Origin of the sequence: Fenollaria timonensis (assembly GCF_001457835.1) — a bacterium.
Lineage (GTDB): Bacteria > Bacillota > Clostridia > Tissierellales > Peptoniphilaceae > Fenollaria > Fenollaria timonensis.
Map to the genome: position 1 here is coordinate 436,324 of NZ_LN898230.1, position 16,902 is coordinate 453,225.

Below are 16,902 nucleotides of genomic sequence, written 5' to 3' on the forward strand. Positions count from 1 at the left end.
ATTATGGACTACAAGGACAAAAATATTCTAATTCTAGGATATGGAATATCTGGTTACGGAGCTTCTTTATACTTTATAAGTAAAGGGGCTAATGTTTATGTCTACGATGACAATATGGATCAAATCTTAAAGGACAGAGCAAATGAAAACCTTGATGATGTAAAGTTTCTAACAAGGACTGAGCTTGATGCAATCGATTTCACTTTTGTATTAAAGAGCCCTGGAATAAAGCCTTCATCAGATATAATTCGCTACCTTGTAGACAAAAATGTCGAGATAGTCTCTGACATAGAAATCTTATATAGAGATTTTAAGGATCATAAATTTATAGTTATCACCGGAACCAATGGCAAGACAACTACAACTACTTTTATCGGTGAAGTGCTTAAAGACCTTGGCTACAATGTCAATGTTATTGGTAACATCGGCGTTTCGCCTCTACTTGAAGCTGCGAACTACGATACACACGTGATTGAAGCATCAAGCTTCCAACTAGAGTATACAAAAGATTTTAAGCCAAACATCGCTATCATACTTAACATAACACCAGACCACTTGGATTGGCACGGTTCGTTCAAGGCATATGAAGAGGCAAAGAAGAAAATTTATCAAAATATGGACAAATCTTCATATTTGATACTTAATTATGACGATATTGCCTTAAATAAAGTAGATCAAGATACAAATATACTATATTTCACTTCAAAAGAAAAAGATTTAGTGGATATGAACTATATCGCACCAAATATTGTGGATAAAGATAAAAACATTGTCATCAACAAAGATGATATATTTATAAAGGGTCGCCATAATTATGAAAATCTGATGGCGGCGACACTTGCATTAGAAGTTTTTGGCGTAAAAAGAGAAGATATAGTTAAAGAGATAAAGGCTTTTAAAGGCGTTGAACATAGGATTGAGTTCGTTAGGGAGCTTGATGGGGTTGACTACTACAATGACTCCAAGGGAACTAATCCAGATGCGTCGCTTAAAGCGGTTGAAGCCTTTGATAGAAGCATAGTGCTTATAGCGGGCGGCTATGACAAGAACATACCGTTTGAGGACTTTGCATCTAAGACAAAGAACAAAATTAGGAGCCTAATACTATTTGGCCAAACAAAAGATAAAATTAAAGAAGCCTTCACCAACATTGGTTATGAAAATATAACTATCGTTAACAACATGAGTGAAGCAGTAAAAGCAGCTAAATTAGATGCGCAAAAAGGCGATGTAGTCTTACTATCACCATTATGCGCGAGCTGGGGAATATATAAAAACTATAAAGAACGCGGACTTGAATTTAAAAAATTAGTAAATGAGTTGAAATAAATGAACAAGAGTAAAAACAGTGCACCTGATTATCACATCTTAATATCTGTAGTATGCCTAATAATTTTAGGTATCATACTTGTGTATACGAGCTCTTATCCTTATAGCTACAGGCTTGAAGGGGGTAAGTATGGCGGCGTATACTTCCTTACAAGGCACTTAGTCTTTGTATTAGCAGGGGCTATACTGTCTTTATTTGCTTACAGAATTGACTATAAAAAGTATGATTCGAAATTTTTCATAGGCCTTATGATAATATCGAGCATTGTCTTGGTCCTATTACTAAAGTTTACCTCATTAGGAACAGACTTTGGTAAAGGCTCAAGAAGATGGATAAATGTGGGCGGCTTTTCATTCATGCCGTCTGATATAATCAAGGTTGCGGCAGTCTTCTGCATGGCATCATACATGAGCAAAATTAATTTGCATAGGAAAAATTTTCAAAATATTGTTTTAGTTCCTGTAGCGATTATACTTTCATTCACATTTTTAATATACATACAAAAGGACTTAGGTACAGCCGTTACAGTTGCTGGAGCACTATCAATCATGTACTTCATCGGAGGTGCGCCACTAACTGTGATACCGCCAGCCATTGGAGCTGCTGGCCTTGGTATATACCTAGCAATATATAGAAATGAATATAGAAGAAACAGGTTCTTCGCCTATCAAGACCCAATTAAAAACATCAGAGACACAGGTTGGCAGCCAGCGCAAAGCTTATTTGCTTATGCCAATGGTGGTCTATCGGGCGTCGGCATTGGCCACAGCACTCAAAAGTTTTTCTATATACCAGAAGTTTATAATGACTATATACTAGCTGTTTGCGGAGAAGAATTAGGATTCTTAGGAATGATTTGCATTGTTGCCCTATTTTCTGTTATAATTATAAAAGGATACTTAACAGCTGCTAGGGCAAAGGATAGATACGGTCTTATGCTAGCAAGTGGCATCAGCTCCTTGATAGCAATACAATTTTGGATCAATGCAGCAGTATCAGTAAACTTGGTTCCTTCGAAGGGAATCACACTGCCATTCATTAGTTATGGTGGTACATCCTTAATCATTTACATGATACTAACAGCGGTACTGTTAAATATATCTAAGAGTGCAAATTCAGAGGTGAAATAATGCGATTTATCGTAACTGGTGGTGGCACTGGTGGGCATATATACCCAGCCATGACTATAGCAAAGAAATTGATTGAAAATAATCACGAAGTTATATACGTTGGCAGGAATGGCAGTCTTGAGGAAAGTCTTGTTGCCAAAGAAGATATCGAGTTTAAAGGCATAGACATAGTTAAAATACCAAAGAAGAACCCGAAGGATGCTTTTAAATTTTTGAGACTGCTTTTTAAATCGCTTGACGAGTGCAAAAAGATAATCAAAGATTTTAAGCCTGATCTAGTAATAGGAACAGGTGGTTACGTTTCAGGCCCACTTGTTTATGCGGCTCAAAAGAAAAGAATCAAGTCCATAATCTTCGAGCTAAATGTACACGCGGGTATAACTACAAGGCTTTTAAAGAAGAGAGCAACTAGGATATTAGTTACTAACGAGAACACAAAGAAGCTTCTTAAGAGAGAAGAGATTACGGATATAGTTGGCATACCGATTAGAGAAGAGTTTGACGGTATTCATGACAAGGCTAGCCATGAGCCTTACTACGACTTTGATAATGGCAAAAAAGTTGTCTTATCATTTGGCGGAAGCGGTGGACAAAAGTCCATCAATGAAAATGTTCTTGCCATGATTAAAAAACATTATAAAGACATGGACTTCAACATCTTCCACGTGAGCGGAACTTATTCATACAATTGGTTCAAGGAAGAGCTCGACAAAGACGGTATTGATTATACAAAAAACAATGTTCGTGTAGGTGAGTACCTATATGACATGCCGAAGGCTTTGATTGATGCTGACATGGTTATTACAAGTGCTGGTGCACTTACTCTTAATGAGGTTTCATGTGTAGCCAAGCCAGTTATAATCATTCCAAAGGCTTATGTAGTTGAGAACCATCAAGAGTACAATGCACGCTACTTTGAGGATATGGGCGCTGCTAAGATGATACTTGAAAAGGATCTTAACGAAGAGCTACTATATGATGAGGTCAACAATATACTTCACAATGAAGATATTTACAAGTCTATGCAAAAGGGGCTTAAGAATATATTTGTCAAAAACGCAATTGATGAAATATATGATATAATTATTAAAACTATTTAAAGGTGAAACTATGGAACCAATGAGTAAACAGGATATAAGGAGAAAAAGAATACAAAGAGAAAGGCAAAGAAGGAGAAGTCTTTTGAGATTCTTCGTAATCACTGTCATTGTTTTTGCGTTCATATTATTTATATTCAATACAAAGCTCTTTGGTCTAAAGCATATAAATGTTAGTGGCAACAAAAACTTATCTACTGATGATATAATAAAGGCGAGCGAACTTGAAATTGGTGAGAACATTCTTAAGCAAAGCCTTACCGAAGCAAAGGCTAAGATTAAGACGAATCCATATGTTGAGGACGCACATCTAAGTAGATCATCAAAGGATACTGTAACGATTGAAATTAAGGAAAGATTAATCGCGGCAGAATTTTTTAGCGACTCAAAATACATTTACATAGACGAGAAAGGCACTGTCCTTGAGAACAGCAGTTCATATAAGGAAGGCTACCCGCTTATAAAGAATTTTGACAAGACTCATCTTGAACAAGGCGAAAACTTTTATAATACTGAGGTCGGTGCTTCGCTTGAAGAGCTGATAGTTGAGATAAGCGCGAACAATTTAGTGAAAGAAATCAAGACTATAGAGAAGAACGCTGACTTAGAAGTTTCTCTAAACTATAGGAGCGGCCTTGTCGTTCAGCTTGGTGAGCTTAAGGACGTTAGATACAAGATGAAGGTCTTAAATGCGACCATGACTAAGCTTAAGGAAAAAGGACAAGTACCTAGGATGATTATGTTTAATAAGGGCAAGGCGCCTGTTGTAGTTTTAGATACGGGTGAATAGATGAAAATTGATAAGAAAAAAATATTGCTATTCATAGCTAGTGTAATTATAGGTCTTTCGATAACGATGCAGCTTAAGACAGTGAAGAAAACTGTTGGCAACCCTCTAAATGTAAAGAGGGCGCAAGAGCTTGCTCAAAGAGTAAAATCATTAGAAGAAGAGAGAGACGGCTTATTGCAAAGGCTTGACGAGACAGAGGAAAAGCTTAGAGAGTATGAAAAACCTGGCTCGAGCAATAATGAGATAGCAAAAAAATTATACGAAGAAACTGAAAAATATAAGATGATAGCTGGCTACACAGATCTAAAGGGCAAGGGCATCATACTAACTATAGATGAGCCAAAACTTGCCGATGGTGAGGTGAGCTTTGGTATACAAAACGATATAGATTTGATTCTTAGCGCCATTAGCGTTTTAAATAGCGCTGGAGCTGAGGCTATATCCATAAACGAAGAGAGATACACATCATTTACTGAGATAGTAAGTGCAGGTAAACACATAGAAGTTGGTGGAGTAAGTACGTCTGCACCCATTGTTATAAAGGCTATAGGTGACGCTGACACGATGCAATCGGCTATTGAGTTTAAAGGCGGAATTAAAGATGAGTTGCAAAACTATAACTACCAAGTCATATTAACTGTAAGAGACGATATAATTATACCGAGATACAAAAAGAGCATCGACTTTCTATACGCAAAGCCTGCTAATGACGTGCAAGAATGAAGCATAAGATTAAACGCGTTGTGCTTGTCATAATATATATACTTGTAGGAATTTTCCTTGGCTTATACTTAAAGACAGACAGAGAATTTTATGAGCCTTTAAGCATAAACAAGATGAAGGAGACAAGCATCAAGGTAAAGAATTTAAAAGCAGAGATCAAGAGCATTAATGAAGAGCTCGACAAGCAAGAGAAAAAGCTTGAGACTTTGGATAAACTAGTTAAGAACGATAGTGATTTTTTAGCATTTTTAAATGAAGAAAAATTATTTTATCAGATGATATCAGGAGACGTTGATTTTGAAGGCCCAGGCATAGTACTTACCATAAGTGAGGAAGCTGTCGATAGGCCAGTCAAGAGGACTGATGTGGTTCACGATAGCGACTTACTAAGGATAATCAATGACCTAAAGGATTCAGGCGCCGAAGCCATCAGCATAAACGATTTAAGAGTTTATTCAAGGACTGGAGTTAAGTGCAATGGACCAGTTGTTAGGCTCAACGGAAGAACTAAGGGCGCGCCATTTGTTATAAAGGCGATAGGCAACAGTGATAAGCTTTACTCAGCGATTAAGTCGCCAGGTACTTTTGCTAGCATCTTAGAGACCATAAACCCAATTAAGCTTGATATAGAGCAAAGTGAAAATGTTCTTGTTAAGAAAAAGATAGACGAGGACAAGATTATATATTCAGAAAAATTGACAGGAGAGGATAAAAAATGATTATTGCACTCATTGGTATAATAATCGGAATAATAATCGGCTACGTACTTCCATATAGCTACAATCCATATTATTCCTTGTATATATCCATGGCGCTACTAGCTGCGATTGACTCAGTTTTTGGTGGTATTAACGCACACATGGACAACAATTTTAACAATAAGCTTTTTTTATCGGGTCTTATTGGTAACTCCTTAATCGCGGCGCTGCTTACTTGGCTAGGCGATATTCTTAGCATACCTTTATATTATGCGGCGATTTTCGTCTTTGGAGGAAGAATTTTTAACAATTTTGCGACAATTAGAAGAAAAATACTAAACAAAATGTAGATTTTGTGGTAGAATATAAGTAATAGAGTAAATAATTAAATACTTAGTATAAAAGGAGGATTCGTAAATGATTGATTTTGATGTAGAAATTGACCAATTTGCCAAAATTAAAGTTATAGGTGTTGGCGGAGCAGGTAACAACGCCGTTAACAGAATGGTTGATGCAGGCGTAAAGGGTGTTGAATTTATTGCAGTTAACACAGATAGACAAGCTCTTGCATCATCAAAGGCACAAAACAAAATTCAAATAGGAGATAAGGTTACAAAAGGTTTAGGCGCTGGAGCTAACCCAGAAGTTGGTTCACAAGCAGCTCTTGAAGATAAAGAAGGCATCACTGAAATGCTTAAAGGCACTGACATGGTATTTATCACAGCCGGTATGGGCGGTGGAACAGGTACTGGTGCCGCACCTATCATTGCGCAATTAGCAAAGGAACAAGGCATACTAACTGTAGGCGTTGTAACTAGACCATTTGGCTTTGAAGGTATGAAGAGAGCAAAGAATGCATCTCAAGGAATTAGCCAATTACTTGAAGTGGTTGATACTCTAGTAACTATTCCGAACGACAGACTTCTTCAAATAGCTGACAAGAAAACTTCATTAAAAGATGCTTTCATTATGGCTGACGAAGTACTTAAACAAGGTATACAAGGTATATCTGATCTAATCAGTGTACCAAACCTAATCAACCTAGACTTTGCTGACGTTAAGACTATCATGGAACAAAAGGGTATTGCTCACATGGGTATAGGCTTTGCTCAAGGAGACAACAGAGCTACTGACGCAGCTAAGCTTGCTATCAAGTCACCACTACTTGAAACATCCATAGAAGGATCTAAGTCCGTTCTATTAAACATCACAGGTGGTACAGACCTTGGTATGTTCGAAGTAAATGAAGCCGCAGACTTAATCAGACAATCAGTTGCTGATGATGCAAACATCATCTTCGGTGCTGGTATCGATGAAAGCCTTGGCGATTCTATTAAGATAACTGTTATCGCTACAGAATTTGAAGATGAATCTAAACCTGCTAAAAAAGATTCAAATAAGGATTCTGATGTAGAAGAAGAAAAGTACGAAGAAAAGAGAAGTGAACCTACTTCAAGCTTCGACGATTCTTTATTAGTACCTGATTTTTTAAAGAATAATTAATTATGAAGTGTCCTTTTTGTTCTTACGAAGATTCAAAAGTACTAGATTCAAGACCTACTAATGAGGGTACTGCGATTAGGAGACGTAGAGAGTGTCTTCGCTGTAAAAAAAGATTTACAACATATGAAAAAATTGAAGAAACACCTTTAATAGTTGTCAAGAAAAACGGAGACAGAGAGACATTTGACAGAAGTAAGATATTAAAGGGCGTAATCAAATCTTGCGAGAAAAGACCTGTTAGCCTAAGTCAAATTGAAGGCTTGGCAGATAGTGTTGAGGAAAAGCTTATGAGCACGATGAAGAAAGAAGTTTCATCTACCGAAGTAGGCGAGCTTATTATGCAAGGCCTTAAGGAGATAGACCAAGTAGCTTATGTAAGATTTGCTTCAGTATACAGAGAGTTTAAAGATACTCAATCATTTATGAAAGAGCTCCAAAAGATAATAGACGAACAAAACAATTAGTATAAGAAATGCCTTTCTTGTTTTACAGGAAAGGCATTTTTGTGATTTATTCAATACTATTAATATAGAAGAGGCTAGTCTTTATTTGACTAGCCTCTTTGTATCATTATTTCTTTTTACTTACTTGTTTTTTATAAACATTGTCATACCACGCTTGCTTTGAAACTATTAATGTCTCTAAAGAAGCATTCTTGCTCTTATAAAGCTTTTCGTGAAGTGCTTGACAATCTCTCAAGTCATTTAATGTTAAATCTGGATAATCTTTAAGGCCATAAGTACCATTAACAAAGATGGCGTATTCAAGATCGCCATTCTTCTTAATCCAGCTATTGCAAGTCGCTTCAACACCATTTAGCATCTTCTTTATAAATTCAGTATTGACAGGCTTTTCTTTAAGCAGGTCTTCGTACATAAGAGCCTTTAAGCCCATTAGGTGATGGTTTAGTGAAGAGTGCGTCATACCGATGTAGTACTCGGCGCCGTAGTCCATAACCAAGTAGGCATCTTCTTTATAAGGGATTTTAATCGCGTTTTGATTAGCGTATTTTTTGTAATAAGTCAAGATCTTATCGGCAAGCTCTAAATATTTTTCATCTTGAAACTTTTCATACATTCTTAAGCAGATGTAGGCGTAATCAAGATTCCATCTTGTATCGAAGTAGCCTTTCTCAATGTTGTAGTCAGCCTTTAGCCACTCACTTCTATATGGAATAGGGTAGTAGCCTTCATCATTAAGCTTCTTCGCTGTATCGTCTATAAGTTTTGCTGTCATAGCTTGAGAGAATTTACTGTCTATCGTATCTAAATGAGTGTTTGCAATATATATAGCGCCTTGCAAAAAGAAGTAGCTCTCCTTATATGGCACCGAGCGCGGATTCATTTGATAGTAGTAGCCATCAGGAATGATGCAATGCTTATCAAGTCTGTACTTCATGTCTACTAGCTTAAACGCTTCTGGCGTTTGGAATGGTTTTTCATCCATGCTCACGTAGCAAATGCTGTATTTAATGTCTTTTTTCTCGTCTTTGATATCCTTAAGCTTTAATTTTATTTTTAGCTTTGTCTTGTCATAAGTAATTTCGCTTTCGATATTCACTTTGTCAATAATATTGTCTTGAACATCTTTATAAGCATTGATGGCCGTAATCACATAGTATTTTTCGCCGCTATGCAAAATAACAATGTTTGGATTTTTCACATTGAATTCTTTTTTCTCTATGTTAATAAGTTTCGAAGCCTCATCAATGTATTCGCAACTCGCATCTTTCATTTCGATAGGAAAATCAATATCTAAACTGTCTTTGCCATCAAAAGTACCTGTGATAAACTTAAGCTTGGCGCCTTTAAACTCAAAGCCATCTTCTTTAGTTTCTTTAGTTTCTTCAGTTTTCTTAGCTTCATTAGTTTCTTTAACTGCTTCAGTCTCTGTAGTTTCCTCAGTTTTTTCAGTTTTCTTAGTTTCTTTAGCTGTTTCCTCGGCATAAGCTGTATTTTTTGTGCCTAACACGAGTAAAAATACACTCAGCGTTATTAGCAAGACAAATATATTAAATTTTATTTTTATTTTTATTTTATTTATTTTCATTATATTCTCCTATAATTATAGTTTCTTAACTCTTAGCACTATAATTATACATTAAAAGACTTCGATTTACAAGAAATTTAACAGCTTTGTAAAGAAAAAAATCCTGGTCACATAAGTGATCAGGATTTGTGATGGGAATATTAGACTTATTCGATGATGATAGGTCCATTGCTTGTCTTTATATCACCGAATAGAGTAAGGTCTGAATCGTTATTAAGTACTGCTGTACTTAATTCGTCACCGTCTTCATCAAGCTTAAATCTGCTGTCATCGAAGATGGCTGGGCATGTATATTTACTTAGGCCTCTTAGATTAAACTTGACATTTCTGCTAACGCTTTCTAATTCAACTGTGACAGGTCCATTGCTATTAGTTATTATGATGTTTTCGGCGCAGTTGAAGACGTCTTTAACATCGACATAAGCGTTTGTTGTGTGAGCTTCTAGATTAACAAATGGTGTGTTATGCATAGTTATTTCAGCGTTTGTTGTATTTATAAGAAGGTCAGTAAACTTTGCATCTTTTATCTTAACTGAATCGTTAGTAGTTTTAAGTTCTGATTTGCCAATGATTGAGTCTTCGATCTTGATTTTGTCATTGCTTGTTGTTAAGTATAGCTCATCGCAATTGACTGAGTCAAGAATTATCTTGTCATTGCTTGTCTTAACATCAACTTTGGCAAAGCTTAAGGCAGGTACTAAGACTTTTAAGCTAACTGCAAAGTCTTTTTTAGTAAAACTTTCGTAGTTTGGCTCGATAAGTATTTCTTTATCATCGATAAAGCAGTTTATGAACTCATAATCGCCAGGAATAGTTTTTTTATCTGTGTAATAGATTTTGCCAAAGATTTCAATTTGATCTGAGCTCGATGGAAGTATCTCTACTTTTTCATTAGTATTATTTATTATTAAATCATATTTTTTATTCTTGTCAACATCAAGTTTAAGTGTTGCGAACTTTTTGTTTTTGAATCTATCATCAAAGCTGTAGCTTGCGTATATATGGCCGTCTCTCATGCCTTTCTCAGCAGTTTCTAGTGACTTACTAACTATTTTGTTAACAAAGTTTGAGATTTTGTTTGCGAATTTGTCTGACGCATCAAAAACGTCGTAATCGTCGCCTTCAATATGGATTTCATTTCTCTTTTTATTTGGCTTATAAGCTTTTTCGCCTTTCTTTTCACCAACAGCGTTAAGAAGTTTTAGCGCCTCTTCTTCATCGATCTTGCCGTCCTTTAACATTTTAAGGATCATAATTTTTTCTTCAGACATTTTAAACCTCCTTTAGTTCTAAAAGCATTTTTTCTGCTTCACTACTTGTTATTGTACCGCTATTTAAGAGCTCAAGTATTTCTTTTTCACTAGTTGAACTCTTTTGATCAGAGATGATCTCATTGATTTGATCAAGCTTTTTAATTACAGTGGGGTAGGATATACCCAAAGCTCTTTCAATCTCTTTAATATTGCCTCTTTTTAATAGAAAAGTCTTAATAAAGTCAATCTGCTCGCTGTTAAGCTTGTAGAATGAGTTATTCTCGAACCTTCCTTCTATAGTCGTGTTGCAATTGTCACAAACTAACCTTTCTATGTATAGTTTTGAACCGCAAACAGGACATTCATTTAATGCTTTATTAATCATAGCGTCCTCCTTTATTAAGATTATACATCTATTAATTAAATATGTCAATATATTTTTGATAATAATTTAAAAATATTTATTATTTACTTAAAACTATTAATATTAAAATAATAAAAATTAATGTTGGACATCTTGAAGCTTATTTGATATAATAAAAATGGTGAGAAAATGAATTTATTTGACATGGAAAGAGAAAAAAATTTAAAATTGTCTCAAAACTTAGCTGAACGCTTTAGACCGAAGATTCTCGATGATTACATTGGTCAAGAGAAGGTACTTAATAAGAACTCTTTTCTATACAAGGCGATAAAGGCCGACAGACTTCCTTCGCTTATACTATATGGACCTGCAGGCACTGGTAAGACTTCACTTGCAAACGTTATTGCTAACACTAGTAAGTCGAATTTCATCAAGATTAGTGCTGTGGGTAGCGGCGTAAGCGATTTAAAGAAGGCAGTTGAAGAGGCCCAAAGGCTTTTAGAAGAGAATAAAAAGACCATACTCTTCGTAGACGAGATACATAGGTTTAACAAGGCTCAGCAAGATTTTCTGCTTCCATACGTTGAAGATTCGACGGTCACACTCATAGGTGCAACGACAGAAAATCCATATTTCGAGGTCAATAGCGCACTTATATCGAGATGCTTCATAATTAGGCTTGAAAAGATGAGTGAGGAAGATTTAACCCAGCTTGCGAAGAAAGCCTTAGCAGATGAGGTGAGTGGACTTGCTTCACTAAAGGCGAGCATTGATGACGACGCACTTGAGTATCTAGTTAGAATATCTAATGGCGACGCAAGAAACATGCTAAACTTTTTAGAGATAGCTGTTTTAAGTCAAGATCCAGAAGCTGATTTAACTCGTCATATTAAGTACGAGGACGTCAAGGGGCTAGTCTTTGAAAGAGCACACTCCTACGACAAGAGCTCGACTATGCACTATGACACAATCTCAGCCTTCATCAAGAGCATGAGAGGCTCAGATCCAGACGCAACAGTCTTTTACTTAGCTCATATGCTTAATAATGGTGAGGACCCGCTCTTCATAGCAAGACGTATAGTGATATTTGCTTCAGAAGACATTGGGCTTGCTGATCCAAACGCACAAACGCTAGCGACGTCAGCATTTTATGCGGTTAAAGCCATAGGCATGCCAGAAGCACGCATAATCTTGAGTAACGCTGCCATCTACATGGCACTTGCAGATAAGAATAACTCGACCTATGTCGCCATTAACAAGGCTATGGCCGATGTCGATAAGATCAAAGAATTCCAAATTCCTCTGCACATAAGGGATGCTCACAACAATGACAAGAAGGTCTTTGGTGATCACGCGGACTACAAGTATCCGCACAATTATAAGGACAAAAAACCTGAGCAAAATTATTTGCCCGAGGGTTTAGAAGATAAAAAGTATTTTAATAATAATTAAGGAGGTCAACAAATGAAAGTTGGTATTAATGGTTTTGGTAGAATTGGTAGAGATGTAGCTAGGATTCTAGTTGAAGAGAACAATGGTCTAGAATTAGTTCACATCAATGCTTCAGGTGATTTAAAGACACTTGCACATCTATTTAGAAATGATTCTCTATATGGTAGATTATCAGTTTCTTGTGAAGCTTGTGAAGATGGCTTCATGATTGATGGCAAGAAGGTTACAAACACTCAATTTAGAGATCCAGCAGAAATTCCTTGGAAGGACTATGGCGTAGACATAGTTATCGACTCAACTGGAGCATTTAAAAACAACGAAACTCTTTATAAACACATTGACAAGGGCGGAGCAAAGAAAGTTATTTTAACTGCACCTGCAAAGGGCGAAATCGATAAAACTATCGTTATGGGTGTAAATGAAAAAGAATACGACAAGACTAAACACAATGTTATTAGTAACGCATCTTGTACAACTAACTGTCTTGCACCATTAACAAAGGTTATTGAAGACAACTTTGGTATCAAGAGAGGTCTTATGACAACTATCCACGCTTACACTTCTGACCAAGTTTTACTTGACCACAAGCACAAAGACATCAGAAGAGCAAGAGCGGCAGCTATGTCTATGGTTCCTACAACAACAGGCGCAGCAAAGGCAGTTGCACTAGTTATTCCATCACTAAAGGATAAATTAACAGGATACGCAGTTAGAGTGCCAGTACCTACAGTTTCTCTAACAGACGTTGTTTTCGAATTAAACAAAGACGTTACTAAGGAAGAAATTAACGAAGCTGTTAAAAAAGCAAGTGAAAATGAATTAAAGGGCGTATTAAAATATGCTGACGAAGAGCTTGTTTCTGTTGACTACGTTGGTGACAGACACTCATCAATCTTCGATCCATTCTTAACTTTAGTTATAGAAGGCAACTTAGTTAAAGTAGTTTCTTGGTATGACAACGAATATGGCTACAGCCACAGAGTAGTTGACCTAGCAAAATACATTGCTGATCAAGAATAATTATTATAATATAAAAGGAAAAGATAATGAAAAAAACATTAAAAGATTATAATTTTGATGATAAAACAGTTTTATTGAGATGTGATTTCAACGTGCCAATGAAGGACGGCGTTATCACTGATAATAAACGTATATATGAGTCACTTCCTACTATCAAGCACCTTCTTGATAATGGCGCGAAAGTGATTATGATGAGCCACTTGGGTAGACCAAAGGGCGAATACAATTTAAAATTCACTTTAGAGCCAGTTAAGGAAGAGATCAAAAAGCTTCTTGGAAGAGATGTAAAATTTATCTCTTGCCCTGAAGTAGTTAATGATGAAGTTAAAGAAGCAGCTAAAAATCTTAAAAAAGGCGAAGTTCTTTTACTAGAAAATACTAGATTTAGAAAAGAAGAAGAAAAATGCAACGAAGCCTTCTCTAAAGAGCTAGCAGAGCTTGCAGATATCTACGTTAATGACGCTTTCGGCACTTCACATAGAGCTCACGCATCAAATGTTGGTGTAAGTAAATTTTTACCATCGGCATTGGGCTTCTTGGTTGAAAAAGAAATGAATATCATGGCGAAAGAGCTTGACGAGCCAAAACATCCATTCATAGCTATACTTGGAGGATCAAAGGTTTCGGATAAGATAGGCGTAATTGAAAATCTATTAAATAAGGCTGATAAGATACTTATAGGCGGCGCTATGGCATATACATTCTTAAAGGCAAAGGGCATAAATGTAGGCAAGAGCTTAGTTGAAGACGACAAGTTAGAGCTAGCACTTGAACTATTAAAAAAGGCTGATGCAAAGAAAGTTGATTTGGTTCTACCAGTTGACGCTCTATGCGCTAAAGAAATAAAAGAAGACGCTGAAGCTGAATGCTTTGAAGTAAATCATATACCAGAAGACATGATGGGTCTTGACATTGGACCAGAAACTATTGACGTATTTACTAAAAAGTTATTAGGCGCAAAGACTATTGTTTGGAACGGACCTATGGGCGTTTTTGAAATGGATAAATTTAAGAACGGCACTAACGCCATTGCCAAGGCACTTGCAAACTCTGATGCGACAACTATTGTCGGTGGAGGAGATAGTGCGAGCGCTGTTCAAAAAGCTGGCTATGAAGAAAAGATCACACACGTTTCAACTGGTGGCGGGGCTTCACTTGAACTAATGGAAGGAAAGGTACTTCCTGGCATAGCTGCTATAAATGATAAATAAGGAGACAAATTTGAGAAAATTTTTACTTGCTGCAAATTGGAAGATGAATATGGACGTAATGGAGACTGAAGGCTTCTTCAAGGACTTGAGTCTAAAGCCTAATGACTCGTGTGACGTTTATATCGCAGTTCCATTTACAGATATTTATTTAGCAAATAAAACTAAAAAGTATAATGAGATTAAAATAGGTGCTCAAAACATCTACTTTGAAGACAAAGGTGCCTTTACTGGCGAGATCAGTACTAAGATGATTAAATCATGTGGAGCGGACTTTGTCATCATCGGTCACTCTGAAAGAAGAGAGATCTTCGGCGAATGTGATGAGATGATTAACAAAAAAGTTCTTAAGGCAATAGATGACGATGTAGAAGTAATTCTATGCCTTGGAGAGACTTTGTCTGAAAGAGAAGATGGAAAGCACTTTGAAAAGATTGAAAAGCAATTAAAGGCTGATTTAGTAGGCGCAGACGCATCTAAGTTAAATAGCTTTGCCATCGCTTACGAGCCAATCTGGGCAATAGGCACTGGCAAGAGCGCATCTAAGGAAGATGCTGAGGAAATGTGCCGCTTCGTTAGAGAAAAAGTTAAGGCGATGAACCCTAATCTTGAAGCAAAGCTAAGAGTTTTGTATGGCGGCAGCGTTAAAGAGGCAAACGCAGCTGATTTAGCTAAAGAAGAAAACATAGACGGCTTCTTAATTGGCGGTGCTTCACTTAAGACTGAGTCTTTCGAAGCTATTGCTAAGGAGATATAAGATGTCAAAGGCTATATTAATAATATTAGATGGTTTCGGAATTGGTAAAGACAACGATGCAAATGCTGTATATAGAGCCAAGACGCCGACTATAGATAAGTTATTTAAAGACTGTCCTCACGCAAAACTTCAGGCGAGCGGCGAATATGTTGGCCTACCTGATGGACAGATGGGCAACTCTGAAGTTGGTCACTTAAACATTGGCTCAGGCAGAGTTGTTTATCAAGACCTATCACTTATCAATAGAGATATAAAGACTGGAGATTTCTTTAAAAAAGAAGAATTTCTTAAAGCGATAGAGCACGCGAAGAAAAATAATACTAACCTTCATCTGATGGGTCTACTAAGCTATGGCGGCGTTCACTCGCACATTGATCACATCAAAGCACTTTTAGACCTATGCAAAAAAGAGGGCGTTGGTGATAGAACATATCTACATGCAATTCTAGATGGAAGAGACGTTGATATACACTCGGGCAAGAGCGATGTGAGCGAAATTATTGCTTACATGAAAAACAATTCATGCGGTAAACTTGCTTCAATCAGCGGCAGATACTATGCCATGGACAGGGACAAGCGCTACGACAGAACTGAAAAGTATTACAAAACTGTCACATCTAAGGCGCCTGAACTTGTCTCGGACGACGCAATAGAGACGATTAAAAAATCATATGAAAAAGACGTTACTGATGAATTCATCTTGCCATGCGCTATCAAAAACGATGGGGAAGTCAATGAAATAAAGTCTGGCGACAGCATTATCTTTATCAATTTTAGACCGGACAGAGCAAGACAAATCACAGATGCTTTCACTAACAAAGACTTTGCTGGCTTTGATATAAAGTTTTTAGATGATATATATTACGTGTGCATGACTAATTACGACTCGAGCTTTAAAAACGTTCACATTGCTTATGGTGATGAAACGATAGTCAATACACTTGGTGAAGTAATTTCAAAACACGGACTAAAACAGCTTCGTATAGCTGAAACAGAAAAGTACGCTCATGTAACATACTTTTTCAATGGCGGACGTGAAGAAAAATTCTCTGGTGAAGACAGAATTTTAATCAATTCACCAAAGGTAGCCACATATGATTTACAGCCTGAGATGAGCGCTTATGAGCTAACAGATAAATTAGTCAGCGTCATGGCAGATTATGATTTAATCATATTAAACTACGCAAACACAGATATGGTTGGACACACAGGAGTTGTTCCAGCTATAATCAAAGGCGTAGAAACAGTTGATAGCTGCCTTGCAAAGCTATTAGCAAAGGCAAAAGAATGTGGCTTCACAGCCATAATCACAGCGGATCACGGTAACTGCGAGGCAATGTTTGATGACGAAGGAAAACCAATCACATCGCACACAACAAATCCAGTCCCTGTAATACTTTTTAACGACGGAAAGCATAAGCTTAAAGATGGCGTGCTAGCTGATTTAGCACCATCACTATTAGATATATTAAATATAGAAAAGCCAAAAGAAATGACAGGCGAGAGCCTATTGGTATCGGAGGAATAA

At 36.7% G+C, this 16,902-nt stretch carries 17 protein-coding genes; 14 read left to right on the top strand and 3 right to left on the bottom strand.

Annotated elements, in window-relative coordinates; genetic code table 11:
• The first annotated feature begins 3 nt into the window (after positions 1–3).
• From murD to nrdR, 9 genes are all read left to right on the top strand, one after another.
• A complete protein-coding gene (gene murD / locus BN3004_RS05125; protein WP_058260135.1) occupies positions 4–1,329 on the top strand; it encodes a UDP-N-acetylmuramoyl-L-alanine--D-glutamate ligase in 1,326 nt (441 codons plus the stop codon).
• Positions 1,330–2,460 carry an FtsW/RodA/SpoVE family cell cycle protein gene (locus BN3004_RS05130; protein WP_058260136.1) on the top strand — a complete coding sequence of 377 codons (1,131 nt, stop codon included), beginning with the start codon at positions 1,330–1,332 and terminating at the stop codon, positions 2,458–2,460.
• Positions 2,460–3,560, top strand: a complete 1,101-nt coding sequence (murG, locus tag BN3004_RS05135; RefSeq protein ID WP_058260137.1) for an undecaprenyldiphospho-muramoylpentapeptide beta-N-acetylglucosaminyltransferase — start codon at positions 2,460–2,462, stop codon at positions 3,558–3,560. The genes BN3004_RS05130 and murG overlap by 1 nt, the downstream gene beginning before the upstream one ends.
• Before the next feature lie 10 nt (positions 3,561–3,570).
• On the top strand, positions 3,571–4,347 hold the full coding sequence (locus BN3004_RS05140) for a cell division protein FtsQ/DivIB (protein ID WP_058260138.1): 777 nt from the start codon (positions 3,571–3,573) through the stop codon (positions 4,345–4,347).
• Entirely contained in the window at positions 4,348–5,070 is a 723-nt protein-coding gene (locus tag BN3004_RS05145) for a DUF881 domain-containing protein (RefSeq protein WP_058260139.1), read from the top strand.
• Positions 5,067–5,789, top strand: coding sequence for a DUF881 domain-containing protein (locus BN3004_RS05150; protein WP_058260140.1), 723 nt, complete (start codon positions 5,067–5,069; stop codon positions 5,787–5,789). Before BN3004_RS05145 ends, BN3004_RS05150 begins: the two co-directional genes overlap by 4 nt.
• Complete coding sequence (locus tag BN3004_RS05155) at positions 5,786–6,118, top strand: small basic family protein (protein WP_058260141.1); 333 nt, start codon at positions 5,786–5,788, stop codon at positions 6,116–6,118. Before BN3004_RS05150 ends, BN3004_RS05155 begins: the two co-directional genes overlap by 4 nt.
• Before the next feature lie 67 nt (positions 6,119–6,185).
• Positions 6,186–7,271: a cell division protein FtsZ gene (ftsZ, locus tag BN3004_RS05160; RefSeq protein ID WP_058260142.1), complete on the top strand. Its 1,086-nt coding sequence runs from the start codon at positions 6,186–6,188 to the stop codon at positions 7,269–7,271.
• Positions 7,272–7,273: 2 nt separating this feature from the next.
• Complete coding sequence (gene nrdR, locus BN3004_RS05165; RefSeq protein ID WP_058260143.1) at positions 7,274–7,735, top strand: transcriptional regulator NrdR; 462 nt, start codon at positions 7,274–7,276, stop codon at positions 7,733–7,735.
• Between the two features lie 106 nt (positions 7,736–7,841).
• Here nrdR and BN3004_RS05170 read toward each other — a convergent pair whose 3' ends face one another.
• The 3 genes from BN3004_RS05170 to BN3004_RS05180 all read right to left on the bottom strand — a co-directional run bounded on the left by BN3004_RS05170 (position 7,842) and on the right by BN3004_RS05180 (position 10,958).
• Positions 7,842–9,320: a hypothetical protein gene (locus BN3004_RS05170; protein ID WP_058260144.1), complete on the bottom strand. Its 1,479-nt coding sequence runs from the start codon at positions 9,318–9,320 to the stop codon at positions 7,842–7,844.
• 146 nt (positions 9,321–9,466) lie between these two features.
• Complete coding sequence (locus tag BN3004_RS05175; RefSeq protein ID WP_058260145.1) at positions 9,467–10,591, bottom strand: SHOCT-like domain-containing protein; 1,125 nt, start codon at positions 10,589–10,591, stop codon at positions 9,467–9,469.
• 1 nt (position 10,592) lies between these two features.
• Positions 10,593–10,958, bottom strand: a complete 366-nt coding sequence (locus BN3004_RS05180; protein WP_196792486.1) for a DUF2089 domain-containing protein — start codon at positions 10,956–10,958, stop codon at positions 10,593–10,595.
• Between the two features lie 168 nt (positions 10,959–11,126).
• Here BN3004_RS05180 and BN3004_RS05185 point away from each other — a divergent pair, with 168 nt between their 5' ends.
• Genes BN3004_RS05185 through gpmI form a run of 5 tightly spaced genes read left to right on the top strand, consistent with a single transcriptional unit; the run spans position 11,127 to position 16,902 of the window.
• Complete coding sequence (locus BN3004_RS05185) at positions 11,127–12,389, top strand: replication-associated recombination protein A (RefSeq protein WP_058260146.1); 1,263 nt, start codon at positions 11,127–11,129, stop codon at positions 12,387–12,389.
• Between the two features lie 12 nt (positions 12,390–12,401).
• The gene (gene gap / locus BN3004_RS05190; RefSeq protein ID WP_058260147.1) at positions 12,402–13,409 is read left to right on the top strand and encodes a type I glyceraldehyde-3-phosphate dehydrogenase; all 1,008 of its coding nucleotides are present in this window, start codon (positions 12,402–12,404) and stop codon (positions 13,407–13,409) included.
• Positions 13,410–13,435: 26 nt separating this feature from the next.
• The gene (locus BN3004_RS08475; RefSeq protein WP_058260148.1) at positions 13,436–14,620 is read left to right on the top strand and encodes a phosphoglycerate kinase; all 1,185 of its coding nucleotides are present in this window, start codon (positions 13,436–13,438) and stop codon (positions 14,618–14,620) included.
• Between the two features lie 10 nt (positions 14,621–14,630).
• A complete protein-coding gene (gene tpiA, locus BN3004_RS08480; protein ID WP_058260149.1) occupies positions 14,631–15,374 on the top strand; it encodes a triose-phosphate isomerase in 744 nt (247 codons plus the stop codon).
• 1 nt (position 15,375) lies between these two features.
• The gene (gene gpmI, locus BN3004_RS05205; RefSeq protein WP_058260150.1) at positions 15,376–16,902 is read left to right on the top strand and encodes a 2,3-bisphosphoglycerate-independent phosphoglycerate mutase; all 1,527 of its coding nucleotides are present in this window, start codon (positions 15,376–15,378) and stop codon (positions 16,900–16,902) included.